Origin of the sequence: Ornithinimicrobium pratense, assembly GCF_008843165.1 — a bacterium.
Lineage (GTDB): Bacteria > Actinomycetota > Actinomycetes > Actinomycetales > Dermatophilaceae > Ornithinicoccus > Ornithinicoccus pratensis.
The window spans coordinates 1,399,371-1,411,140 of record NZ_CP044427.1 but is presented as its reverse complement, the minus strand read 5'-3'; the positions used below and the strand labels follow the sequence as shown (position 1 = coordinate 1,411,140).

11 protein-coding genes are annotated in these 11,770 nt (G+C 72.7%); 8 read left to right on the top strand and 3 right to left on the bottom strand.

The genetic code is table 11. The annotated features are described in order from the left end of the window. Positions 1–139 precede the first annotated feature (139 nt). The 3 genes from FY030_RS06355 to FY030_RS06345 all read left to right on the top strand — a co-directional run bounded on the left by FY030_RS06355 (position 140) and on the right by FY030_RS06345 (position 3,835). Positions 140–1,186 carry a DUF4349 domain-containing protein gene (locus FY030_RS06355; protein ID WP_158060776.1) on the top strand — a complete coding sequence of 349 codons (1,047 nt, stop codon included), beginning with the start codon at positions 140–142 and terminating at the stop codon, positions 1,184–1,186. Continuing rightward, complete coding sequence (gene nadE / locus FY030_RS06350; protein WP_158060775.1) at positions 1,128–2,039, top strand: ammonia-dependent NAD(+) synthetase; 912 nt, start codon at positions 1,128–1,130, stop codon at positions 2,037–2,039. The genes FY030_RS06355 and nadE overlap by 59 nt, the downstream gene beginning before the upstream one ends. A 77-nt stretch (positions 2,040–2,116) precedes the next feature. After that, positions 2,117–3,835 carry an ABC-F family ATP-binding cassette domain-containing protein gene (locus tag FY030_RS06345; protein WP_158060774.1) on the top strand — a complete coding sequence of 573 codons (1,719 nt, stop codon included), beginning with the start codon at positions 2,117–2,119 and terminating at the stop codon, positions 3,833–3,835. On the opposite strand, the gene FY030_RS06340 is transcribed toward FY030_RS06345, so the two are convergent. Both FY030_RS06340 and hemE read right to left on the bottom strand, forming a co-directional pair. Next, positions 3,781–4,008 carry a hypothetical protein gene (locus FY030_RS06340; RefSeq protein WP_158060773.1) on the bottom strand — a complete coding sequence of 76 codons (228 nt, stop codon included), beginning with the start codon at positions 4,006–4,008 and terminating at the stop codon, positions 3,781–3,783. The genes FY030_RS06345 and FY030_RS06340 overlap by 55 nt on opposite strands. A 159-nt stretch (positions 4,009–4,167) precedes the next feature. Beyond that, entirely contained in the window at positions 4,168–5,232 is a 1,065-nt protein-coding gene (gene hemE / locus FY030_RS06335; RefSeq protein WP_238348589.1) for a uroporphyrinogen decarboxylase, read from the bottom strand. Between the two features lie 40 nt (positions 5,233–5,272). Between hemE and FY030_RS06330 the strand changes: the two genes are divergently transcribed. The 5 genes from FY030_RS06330 (at position 5,273) to FY030_RS06310 (ending at position 10,516) form a co-directional block, all read left to right on the top strand. Further along, the gene (locus FY030_RS06330) at positions 5,273–5,929 is read left to right on the top strand and encodes a GNAT family N-acetyltransferase (RefSeq protein ID WP_192498748.1); all 657 of its coding nucleotides are present in this window, start codon (positions 5,273–5,275) and stop codon (positions 5,927–5,929) included. A gap of 266 nt (positions 5,930–6,195) precedes the next feature. Further along, a complete protein-coding gene (locus FY030_RS06325) occupies positions 6,196–6,840 on the top strand; it encodes a DUF3000 domain-containing protein (RefSeq protein ID WP_158060770.1) in 645 nt (214 codons plus the stop codon). Beyond that, a complete protein-coding gene (locus FY030_RS06320) occupies positions 6,840–8,105 on the top strand; it encodes an HRDC domain-containing protein (protein WP_158060769.1) in 1,266 nt (421 codons plus the stop codon). Before FY030_RS06325 ends, FY030_RS06320 begins: the two co-directional genes overlap by 1 nt. A gap of 69 nt (positions 8,106–8,174) precedes the next feature. Then, positions 8,175–9,704, top strand: a complete 1,530-nt coding sequence (locus tag FY030_RS06315; protein ID WP_158060768.1) for a helix-turn-helix domain-containing protein — start codon at positions 8,175–8,177, stop codon at positions 9,702–9,704. 17 nt (positions 9,705–9,721) lie between these two features. Beyond that, positions 9,722–10,516 (top strand): spermidine synthase, encoded by a 795-nt coding sequence (locus tag FY030_RS06310; protein WP_158060767.1) that lies wholly within the window; start codon positions 9,722–9,724, stop codon positions 10,514–10,516. A gap of 68 nt (positions 10,517–10,584) precedes the next feature. On the opposite strand, the gene FY030_RS06305 is transcribed toward FY030_RS06310, so the two are convergent. Continuing rightward, entirely contained in the window at positions 10,585–11,769 is a 1,185-nt protein-coding gene (locus tag FY030_RS06305; protein ID WP_158060766.1) for a lysophospholipid acyltransferase family protein, read from the bottom strand. Position 11,770 lies beyond the last annotated feature (1 nt).

Below are 11,770 nucleotides of genomic sequence, written 5' to 3'. Positions count from 1 at the left end.
CTCACGGGGGTGCGCCACAAGGGGCCGCCCGGATGGGATCGTGAGCAACTCGTGACCTGTTGACCGGAACTCGCTCCGGCCTCGGCGGGTCGGAGCAGTATGCGCCGGCACCGGTCGGGGCCCAACCCAGGAGACAACGATGAGGACGAAATGGATCACGGCCGTGCTGGCCCTCCTGCTGGTGCTGGCGGGATGCTCGGCCGGTTCGACCAACGACTCCAGCCCGGCGGGTGCTGATAGCGACGCCTCCGTGGAGCAGTTCGAGGACGACGCCGGCATGGAGAGGGCGCAGCCGGACTCCGCGATGGACGGTGACGGCGAGGCCGCCGCCGCAGACGACAGCACCGTCGCTGGCGGGTCGGTCGCGCCCGGGGCGGTGACTACCGAGGATGCCCCGATGATGGTGCGCCGGGTCGAGCTCAAGATGCTGGTCGAGGACGTCGCGGCAGCCGCGGCCCAGGCCCGCGCCTCTGTCTCCGGCGCCGGCGGCTGGGTCCAGTCCGAGGAGATCGTGCCCGGCACAGAGGACCGGGACGGCCACGGCTCGATGGTCCTGCGCGTGCCCTCCTCCGACCTGGACGGCATCATCACCAGTCTCAGCGAGCTGGGCGAGGTCACCTTTACCCGCAGCACCGCGGAGGACGTCACGGCCGAGTATCGCGACGTGGAGGCCCGCGTCGCGACCCTGGAGGCCGGCGCCGAGCGGCTGCGCGACCTCATCGCCGATGCGCCTTCGGTGGAGTCGATTGCCTCCCTGGAGCGCGAGCTGACCTCCCGCGAGGCAGACCTCGACGCGCTGAAGGCGCGGATGAAGGTGCTGGAGGCCGACGTCAGCCGCTCCACGATCACCCTCCACCTCGCCGAGGAGAGCGATGACCTGGAGGTGCTGAACGAGGACGACGACACCGGCTTCATGTCCGGCCTGCGTGCGGGGTGGGAGGCGTTCGTCGCCTCGGGGACCATAGCGCTGACCGCCATCGGAGCACTGCTGCCCTTCCTCGCCCTCGCCGCGCTGCTCGGCATACCGCTGCTGCTGTGGCGGCGCCGACGGACCCGGGCACGCACGGGGACCACCCGCGCGACGTCCCGCCAGGCGGGCGCCGCGCAGGCCGGGCTAGCATCCAAGGATGACCGACCAGCAGCTGCAGCAGGAGATCCGGACGGCCCTGGAAGTGGTCGACCCTGAGTCTTTCGACGCGGCCCGGGAGGGCGGGCGTCGGATCGACTTCCTGGCCCGCTACCTCCAGGAGACGGGGTTGCGCGGCTACGTCCTGGGCATCAGCGGAGGAGTGGACTCCACGGCCGCCGGGCGGCTGGCCCAGCTCGCGGTCGAGCGGGTCCGCGAGGCCGGCGGTGAGGCGCAGTTCGTCGGGATCCGGCTGCCCTACCGCGAGCAGAAGGACGAGGCGGACGCGCAGGCCGCGGTGGAGTTCATTGCCGCCGACGAGATCCTCACCGTCGACATCGGCCCCGCGACCGACGCCCTGTGGGATGAGTTGGAGCGGGCCGGGATCGGCGGCGGTCAGGAGAGCGCCCACTACCACCGGGGCAACGTCAAGGCCCGCGAGCGGATGACGGCGCAGTTCGCGGTCGCCGGGGTGCGCGGGATGGCCGTGCTCGGGACCGACCAGGCGGCCGAGGCTCTGGTCGGGTTCTACACCAAGTTCGGTGACGGTGCCGCCGACCTCGTGCCGCTCTTCGGCCTGCCCAAGAACCGGGTGCGGGACATCTGCCGGTGGCTCGGGGCCCCGGACACCCTCGTGGACAAGGTGCCGACCGCGGACCTGGAGAGCGACCGGCCGATGCTGGCCGACGAGGAGGCCCTCGGGGTCACCTACGCCGCCATCGACGACTACCTGGAGGGCCGGGAGGTGTCAGAGGAGGACGAGCGGACGATCACCGGCTGGTATCGCCGCACCGCGCACAAGCGGGCCCTGCCCATCACCCCCGACGGCTTCCTGGGTCGCCCCGGTGGCCGGGACGCCGCGTCGCGGGAGGTCATCGCGGAGGAGCCCGAGGCCCAGGGGCCCTCCGCCTGATCTTGGCTGGTCCGGCCGGCCGTCGGGGCGGCAAACCGGTGGACGCCTGACCGCAGTGCTGGCAGGCTCACGAGGCGATGGGACACGTCGACCTCAGCCAGATCTCTTTCGTCCTGCCCGACGGGCGGCCCCTGCTGGACGAGGTGAGCCTTCGCGTCGGTGAGGGGGCCGTGGTGGCCCTCGTCGGGCCCAACGGCACCGGCAAGACCACGCTGCTGCGGATCATCGCCGGTGACCTGGAGCCGCACGGCGGGTCCCTCAACCGCTCAGGCGGCCTGGGTGTGATGCGCCAGTTCATCGGCTCGGTGCGCGACGACTCCACGGTCCGCGACCTGCTGGTCTCGGTGGCCCCGGAGCGGATCGGGCAGGCCGCCCGAGCGCTGGACGCGACCGAGCTGGCGATCATGGAGGTCGACGACGAGCCCGCCCAGATGGCCTACGCCCAGGCGCTGGCCGACTGGGGCGACGTCGGCGGCTACGAGCAGGAGACGCGCTGGGACGAGGTGACCACCACTGCGCTGGGTCTGCCCTTCGAGCAGGCGCAGTGGCGAAGGGTGCGCACCCTCTCCGGCGGGGAGCAGAAGCGCCTGGTCCTGGAGGCCCTGCTGCGCGGCCCTGAGGAGGTGCTGCTCCTGGACGAGCCGGACAACTACCTCGACGTGCCCGGCAAGCAGTGGCTGGAGTCCGCGCTGCAGGCCACCACCAAGACGGTGCTGCTGGTCAGCCACGACCGCGAGCTGCTCAGCCGTGCAGCGACCCGGATCGTCACGCTGGAGCCGAGCGCTGCCGGCGCCACCGCCTGGACCCACCCGGGCAGCTTCGCCACCTGGCACCAGGCCCGGCGGGAGCGCAACGCCCGGCTCGAGGAGGAACTCAAGCGCTGGGACGAGGAGCACGCCAAGCTCCGCAGGCTGATGCTCATGTACAAGCAGAAGGCCGCCTACAACTCCGACATGGCAGCCCGCTACCAGGCGGCCCGGACCAGGCTGCAGCGCTTCGAGGACGCGGGGCCGCCGGAGAAAATCGCCCTCGAGCAAAACGTGCGCATGCGGCTGACCGGCGGCCGCACCGCTAAGCGTGCCGTCGTCTGCCGGCGGCTGGAGCTGCTGGCTCCCGGGGAAGGAACCGGTGAGGCGCTCATGCGGCCCTTCGATCTCGAGGTCTGGTATGGCGAGCGGGTGGCGGTCCTGGGGTCTAACGGCTCAGGCAAGTCACACTTCCTGCGGCTGCTGGCGGCTGGCGGCTCCGACCCCGACGTCGAGCACCAGCCGATCGGTGCAGCGTCGGGCGGACCGACGCCGGTGCGGCATACCGGGGTCGCGCGGCTGGGCTCCCGGGTCCGGCCGGGCTGGTTCGCGCAGACCCACGAGGGTCTACAGACCGGGGAGGCGGGCCGCACCCTGCTGCAGATCCTGCACCGCGGGGACGAGCACCGGCACGGACGCACGCGCGAGGAGGCGGCGCGGGTCCTGGACCGCTACGGCCTGGCGCGGGCGGCCGAGCAGACCTTCGAGAGCCTCTCGGGCGGTCAGCAGGCCCGCTTCCAGATCCTGCTGCTGGAGCTCTCCGGCGCGACCCTACTGCTGCTCGACGAGCCGACCGACAACCTCGACCTGCACTCGGCGGAGGCGCTGGAGGAAGGTCTCGCCGGCTTCGAGGGCACCGTGCTCGCCGTCACCCACGACCGCTGGTTCGCCCGCGGCTTCGACCGCTTCCTGGTTTTCGGCGCCGGCGGGACCGTCTATGAGGCGGACGAGCCGGTCTGGGACGAGGCGCGGGTGCGGCGCCAACGCTGAACGGTCACCGTCAGGAGCAGGCCCAGGGCGTAGCCTCCGCCGCCGAGCAGGCCAGCTCCCCACCAGGGCAGGTCCAGGGCAAGGGCCAGGGCCACGGCGAGCGCGCTCGTCCCGACCAACCAGGGATCGAACCTCCAGTCACGCGGCTGCCGCACGAGTCGCTCTTGGTCCATGCCGACATCTTCCCCCGGCGACGGTCCCTGCGGCGGACCCACGCGGGTGGCGACCCATGCTGGTGCCGACACGTCACCGAGTGCTGCTGTCATGCACGGATCTCAGTCGATGGGAGGCGCAGGTGCGTCCCTCGACGAACCGGCGCGCGGCCCAGGACCTCAGCTCGTGAGCTCGTGCACCAGCGCCGTGACCCGGGTGAGCACCTCGGGGTCGGTGTGCGGCAGGACGCCGTGGCCGAGGTTGAAGATGTGCCCGGGCGCGGCCTGGCCCTCGGCCACGATCTCGCGGACCCGACGCTCCAGCGCCTCCCAGGGGGCGAAGAGCAGGGCGGGGTCCAGGTTGCCCTGCACGGCATACCGTCCCCCGGTGCGCTCCAGGGCGTCGGTGAGACTGACCCGGTAGTCGACCCCGATGACCTCGGTGCCGGCGTCGGCCATGAGCGGCAGGAGCTCCCCGGTGCCGACGCCGAAGTGGATCCGCGGCACCTCTGGGTGCGCCTCGGTGAAGCCCTGCAGCACCGCCCGGGAGTGCGGCAGGACGTGCTGCTCGTAATCGGCTCGGGAGAGGAACCCAGCCCAGGAGTCGAACAGCTGGACCGCGCTGGCCCCGGCCGCGGCCTGGACCTGCAGGAAGGTGAGCGAGATCTGGGCCAGCCGGGCGCACAGGTCGTGCCACAGCTCAGGGTCACCGTGCATCAGCGCCTTGGTGCGCTCGTGGTTCTTCGACGGGCCGCCCTCGACCAGGTAGGAGGCCAGGGTGAACGGCGCCCCGGCGAAGCCGATGAGCGGGGTGGCGCCCAGCTCGGCGACGAGCAGGTCAACCGACTGGGCGATGTCCGGGACGTGCTCCGGGGTCAGCTCGGGGATACGGTCCAGGTCGGCCCGGGTGCGCACCGGCTCGGCGACGACGGGGCCGGTGCCGGGCACGATGTCCAGGTCCAGACCCACCGCCTGCAGCGGCACGACGATGTCGGAGAAGAAGATCGCGGCGTCGACCCCGTGCCGTCGCACCGGCTGCAGGGTGATCTCGGTGACCAGCTCCGGAGTGCGGCAGGACTGCAGCATGGGCACACCCTCGCGCAGCTTGCGGTACTCCGGCAGCGACCGCCCTGCCTGGCGCATGAACCACACAGGGGTATGCGGCGCCTCCTGCCCTCGGGCGGCGCGCACCAGAGGGCTGTCGGCGGGCACGGTCTGGCTGCTCTGCTGCGCGAGGGTGGTCACCCTTCGAGTCTCCCACGAGGGGCTTGCGACACTGGGCACGATGTGTGCCTCCCCCGAGCCCTCTGACCCCGCCGACTCACCCGACGTCGCTGCCGTCGCTGCCGTCCCTGCCGTCGCTGCCCCGGTGTCCGCGGCCCACGCGCGGATCGCGGGCGAGCTGCCACGACAAACCTCCCGGCTCGTCCTGCGTGAGCTGACCCCGGCCGATGCCGCGGCCGTGCACGCCTACCGCTCGGTGCCGGAGGTGACGCGCTATCTCGGCCATCCCCCGCTCGACCCGGACGGAGCACGGGACCTGGTCGACCGGTGGCTCGCTGACCCGGCCGGACTCAGCGTGGCGCTGGAGCTGGACGGTGCCGTCGTCGGCGACGTCCGGCTCTGGTTCTGGCCGTCCTCGGTGAAGGCCCCGGCGACGAGCGAGGAGGTCGACGCCGGTCTGGGCTACGCCCTGCACCCCGGCCAGCAGGGGCAGGGCCTGGCGACGGAGGCGGTGGGCGAGATTGTGCAGCTGGTCCTGGGCCCGGGCGGCATCCGCCGGATCACCACCCGCGTCTTCGCTGCCGCCACGCCCTCCTCCAAGCTGCTGTGCCGCCTGGGCTTCCACCTGGACGGGGTGGACCGCGCGGCGGTGCTGGCCCCCGAGGGCGAGGTCTGGTGGGACGACGAGTGCTGGTCCCTGCTGCGGAGCGACCGGTAAGCCTGGCCCGACCGGCGCGCAACCTTGACGACAGGCGGTGTGGAGAAGGCCGCACAACCTTGATCCCACCTTGTGTCGCGCAGACAACGCGCCCGAGGGGGATCCCTCCGCACAACCTTGATCCCACGTTGTGCGCTGATCCCAGGTTGCGCTGATCAGGTTGTGCGGCCGGGCCGGCTGTGGCGCAGCCTGGCCGCTGGCCCCCGGCTGGCGTGTCGGCGTTGCGCTCCTGCCGGAGGGCGCCCGACCGGCCTACTGTGGGAGGCGTGGTGAGCCGGATCAGTGACGCACGCCCCCGACAGCGGTCGGCGGGCACGCCCGGCGCGCCGGAGGACACCATCTTCACCCGGGCCCTGGCCGGGGTCCGTGAGGCGCAGGTGCGCCCCGAGCTGGTGCTGGAGGAGGTCCCGGCGCCCTCGCGGCTGGCGCCGCACGCGGTGGCGCTGTCCGGCGAGGTTGTCCCCTCCCACCTCACCGACGACGACGAGGCCGCCGCGACGGGGAGGTTCGTCCTGCTGCACGACCCCGAGGGACCCGAGCCGTGGGAAGGCACCTGGCGGGCGGTGACCTACGCCAAGGCCCAGATGGAGCCCGAGGTCGGGCATGACCCGCTCGCCGGGCAGGCGGGCTGGTCCTGGCTCACCGACGCCCTGGACGAGGCGGGTCTCGCCTATGTCGCCCCGGCGGGCACGGTCACCTGCGTGACCTCCGAGAGCTTCGGGGCGCTGGCCGACCGTGAGCCCACCGTGGAGCTGGAGATCCGCGCGTCCTGGACCCCGGTGCTGACCCCGGACCGGGAGCCTGACGAGCTGGCCGCGACCCTGGGGGCCTGGGGTGACCTGCTGTGCACCCTGGCCGGCCTGCCCCCGCTGCCGGAGGGCGTCGTCGCGCTGTCCGGGACCCGCCGCTGATGGCGGTGGACCCGGCGTTGAACGCCGATCCGAGCAGCGACTTCGAGCCGCTGGACGCGCCTGCCGAAGGTGTCCCGGGCGTGGTCGACACCACCGAGGGTCTGCGGGAGGCGCTGGACGCGCTGCGCTCGGGTGAGGGTCCGGTCGCCGTCGACGCCGAGCGCGCCTCCGGCTACCGCTACGGCCAGCGCGCCTACCTGGTCCAGCTGCGCCGCGAGGGCGTCGGCACCCTGCTCATCGACCCGATCGCCTTCGAGGACCTCACGGCCATCGGCCACGCGCTCGCCGGGACGGAGTGGGTCCTGCACGCCGCGACCCAGGACATCCCCTGCCTGGCCGAGGTCGGCATGCGCCCCGCCCAGCTGTTCGACACCGAGCTCGGCGGACGGCTGGCCGGCCTGCCGCGCGTGGGGCTGTCCGCGGTCCTGGAGTACTACCTGGGCGTGACCCTGGCCAAGGAGCACTCCGCCGTCGACTGGTCCACCCGTCCCCTGCCCGAGCCGTGGCTGCGGTATGCCGCGTTGGACGTCGAGCTGCTCATCGATCTGCGGGACCGGATGGAGCGGGACCTGGCCGAGCAGGGCAAGCTGGACTGGGCGCGTCAGGAGTTCGACGCGCTCACCCGGTTCACCGGTCCGCCCGGCCCCAACGACCCGGACGCCTGGCGGCGCACCTCCGGCATGCACCGGCTGCGCAAGCCCCGGGCACTGGCTGCCCTGCGCGAGCTGTGGCTGGTCCGAGACGCCATCGCCCGCGAGCGGGACGTCTCCCCGGGTCGGGTCCTGCCCGACAGCACCCTGGTCGACCTGGCGATGCGCCAGCCGCGGGACGCCACCAGCCTGGCGCCCGACCGGGCCGAGCGCTCGCACAGCCGGCAGCGCCGCGCCGAACAGGGGCTGCTGCGCTACCAGGGCGCCTGGCTGGGCGCGATCCGTGCAGTGCAAGAGCTGGCCGAGGACGAGCTGCCGGAGCCGACGAAGCGGGGGGACGGCCCGCCACCGCCGCGTGCCTGGGCCGACCGGGACCCCGGTGCCGCCGCCCGGCTGACGGAGGTCAGGGCCGGGCTCGCGGCGTTGTCCGAGCGCGTGGACGTCCCGGTCGAGAACCTCATGCAGCCGGACACCGTGCGACGGCTGCTCTGGCGCCCGCCTGCGCAGCGCGACGCCGAGGGCCTGGACGCCGCCGCGGCCGAGCAGGGCGCCCGGCCCTGGCAGCGCGAGCTGGTGGTCCCGCTGCTGGTCAGCGCGGTGGAGCGGCACCCCTAGCCAGCGCCCCGCCATCCGGGGGCCGCGCTCACATGGTTATCTCATATATGTGATCTAGAGTGGACCACCATGACCGAGAGCTACCTCTCCAGGATCGGCGCACTGATCCGTGACGCCCGCCGCCACAAGGACCTCACCCAGGCCGATCTGGCCCACTTGCTGGGCACCAGCCAGAGCGCGGTCGCACGCATCGAGCAGGGCAAGCAGAACCTCTCCCTGGAGATGATCGCCCGCATCGGCGAGAAGCTGGACTCCGAGATCGTCCAGGTCTCCTCCGGCGTGCCCCAGAACCTGCGCATCACCGGGGGCGTCAAGCTCTCCGGCGAGATCGACGTGCGCACCTCCAAGAACGCCGCAGTCGCGCTGCTGTGCGCCTCAATGATCAACAAGGGCCGCACCACCTTGCGCAACCTGGCCCGGATCGAGGAGGTCAACCGCATCACCGAGGTGCTGACCTCCATCGGCTTCAAGATCCGCTGGTTGCCAGACTCCTCCGACCTGGAGATCGTCCCTCCGGAGAAGATCGACCTGGCCGCGATGGACGAGACCGCGGCGCGACGCACCCGGACGATCATCATGTTCCTGGGTCCGCTGCTGCACGAGTTCGACAACTTCGAGCTGCCCTACGCCGGCGGCTGCGACCTGGGCACCCGCACCGTCGAACCGCACATGACCGCCCTGCGGCAGTTCGGGCTGGAGGTCACCGCGACCACGGGCTTCTACCACGCCATCGTCGACACCTCGGTCTGGCCCACGCGCGCGATCGTGCTCACCGAGCGCGGCGACACCGTCACCGAGAACGTCCTGCTCGCCGCGGCCCGCCACCGCGGCACCACGGTGATCCGCAACGCCTCGAGCAACTACATGGTTCAGGACCTGTGTGTCTTCCTGCGTGAGCTCGGCGTGCAGATCGAGGGCCTGGGCACCACCACCCTGACCGTCACCGGGGTGGAGCACATCGAGCAGGACATCGAGTACTCCCCCTCCGAGGACCCGATCGAGGCCATGAGTTTGCTGGCCGCTGCCGTCGTGACCGGCAGCGAGATCACCATCCGCCGGGTGCCGATCGAGTTCATGGAGATCGAGCTGGCGGTGCTGGACACGATGGGTATGGAGTACGACCTCACCGAGGAGTACACCTCCGCCAACGGCCACACCCGGCTGGTCGACCTGACCACCAGACCTGGTCCGCTCAAGGCGCCCATGGACAAGATCCACCCGTTGCCCTTCCCCGGCCTCAACATCGACAACCTGCCGTTTTTCGCGATCATCGCCGCCTGCGCGCAGGGCTCGACGCTGATCCACGACTGGGTCTATGAGAACCGCGCGATCTACCTCACCGAGCTCACCACGCTCGGGGCGAAGGTCCACCTCATGGACCCGCACCGGGTGATGATCGAGGGCCCGACCCGCTGGCGCGCCGGGGAGATCATGTGCCCGCCGGCGCTGCGCCCCGGTGTGGTGATCCTGCTGGCGATGCTGGCTGCCCCCGGGGTCTCGGTGCTGCGCAACGTCTACGTGATCAACCGCGGCTATGAGGACCTGGCTGTGCGGCTCAACGCGCTCGGCGCCCAGATCCAGACCTTCCGCGACATCTGAGCGACCTCCGGCCGCCGATGTCGATCGTCTGGGACGAGCGGGGCGGGGCCACCGTCATGCGGGACGGCCACGCCCAGTCCTACGTCGACCCCGACGACCCGCTCCTGCTCGTCTTCGAGTATGTGGAGCAGATCGGCCTGGTGCTCCAGGCCCTGTGTCCAGGCCCCGCGCCACTGGCCACCACGCACGTCGGCGGGGGCGGGCTGACCCTGGCCCGGTGGATCCACCGGGTCCACCCCGGCTCCCCCCAGATCGTGCTGGAGCCGGACAGCGCCCTGACCGAACTGGTCCGCCGCGAGCTGCCGTTGCCGCGCGGCCACCGGATCCGGGTGCGGCCGGTCACCGGCGAGGAGGGGATCACCGCGCTGCGCGACGGCTCGGCCGAGGTGATCGTCCAGGACGCGTATGCCGACGGACGGATCCCGGCCCGGCTGACTGGCACCTGGTGGGCCGCCCAGGTGGCCCGGGTGCTGGCCCCGGGCGGCCTGCTGGTCGTGAACGCGGCCGACGAACCCGGCCTGCGCTGGCTGGCCCGGTTCACCGCGACCCTGCGCACGGTTTTGCCCCACGTTGGGCTGCTGGTGCTGCGCGAGGTGGCCAAGGGGCGCCGCTACGGCAACGTCGTCGTGGTCGCCTCGCACCGGCCCTTGGACGACGTCTCGCTCACCCGGGTCGCCACCCGCGCCACGTTCCCCACGACCTGGCGCCCCAGCGCCGACACCGCGCGCGGGGAGGCCGGCGTGCTGCCGTTCGGGCCGGTCGGGGAGCCGTCCCCACCCCCACCGGACAGTGGTGTGCTCCGCCTGCGCTGAGCCCTGCCCATCCCCCCCGCCAGTCCCCTACCGGCACGCCGCACCGGGCAGCGATCCGCCGCGGCACCCTACCGCCAGCGTCGGATGACCTGGTGCAGACCCTCGGCGAAGACGGCCGAGCCCAGGATGAGGAATTCCGGGTAGCGGCGCCGCATCAGCGGGTGCGCCCACCTCCCGGCCAGGAGGACCACGGTCGCCGCCATCGCCATCCGCGTAGGCCTCGCGCCGGCGGTATGCAGCGCGAACGGCACCAACGGCGTGCCCAGCTCCCCCGCCGCGCTGGCGTAGACCTTGACCGGGACCCCGTTGAACATCTGTCGCCAGATGCCGGCCGGGCCGCTGCGGCGCAGGTCCGCGCGGGCCTGACGGTGCATGCGGGGCCGGGTCAGCGGAGCCGGCAGGTGGACCCCACGCCGGGCCAGGAGAGCGTGGCCCACGACGCCCACCACCGACCCGGCCGCCACGGACGTGGCCACCCGCCCGGCCCGCCCGGGCTGGGCCGCGCCGACTGCCACCACATACACCTCGGCCATGATCGGCCAGCTCAGCGCCTCGGCCGCGCCCCAGAGGAAGCCGGCACCCATGAGCTGGGCATCGCTGCGCCGCTCCAGCCAGGTGAAGGTCCGCGAGTCACGCCACGGCACCGCCTCGCTGTCGTCGCGCAGCGCCTGGACCGCCGACCGCACGACCTCCGGGGACGTGTCCCGGCACTGCGCGGCGGGCAGAGGGTCGCCGAAGCGCAGCACTACGCCCTCGGGCCGGAGCCGGCCGTGCTTGGGCAGCACCCGTCCGGTGCCGCTGATCCCCACCGGCACGAGGGGCACGTCGAGGTCGGCGGCCAGGCGGAGCGCTCCGGAGCGGAACTCCCCGACGGGCGTGCCGGGGGCGCCGCGGGTGCCCTCGGGGTAGATCACGACGCTCCCGCCGTCGCCCAGAACGGGGCGGGCGGCGTCGCGCAGCGCCTCGTACCCCGAGCCGGCGCGGGCGACGGGCAGCGCCCCGACGAGCGTGGTCACTACCGCGCGGCGCCAGGCCCGGTCGAACCAGTAGTCCTGGGCGGCGACGAACCGGGGCCGGCAGGACGGCGGGAGGGCGGCCAGCAGCGCCGCGGTGTCTGCGTGCGAGGTGTGGTTGGCGACCAGCACCTTCGGCCCTGGGGGCACGTGGCCCCCGATCCGCACCCCACCGGCCAGCGTGCACAGCCCCCGCCACAGCATGTGCCTGACCCGCGCCGCCCAGATTCCCGTCGTCATG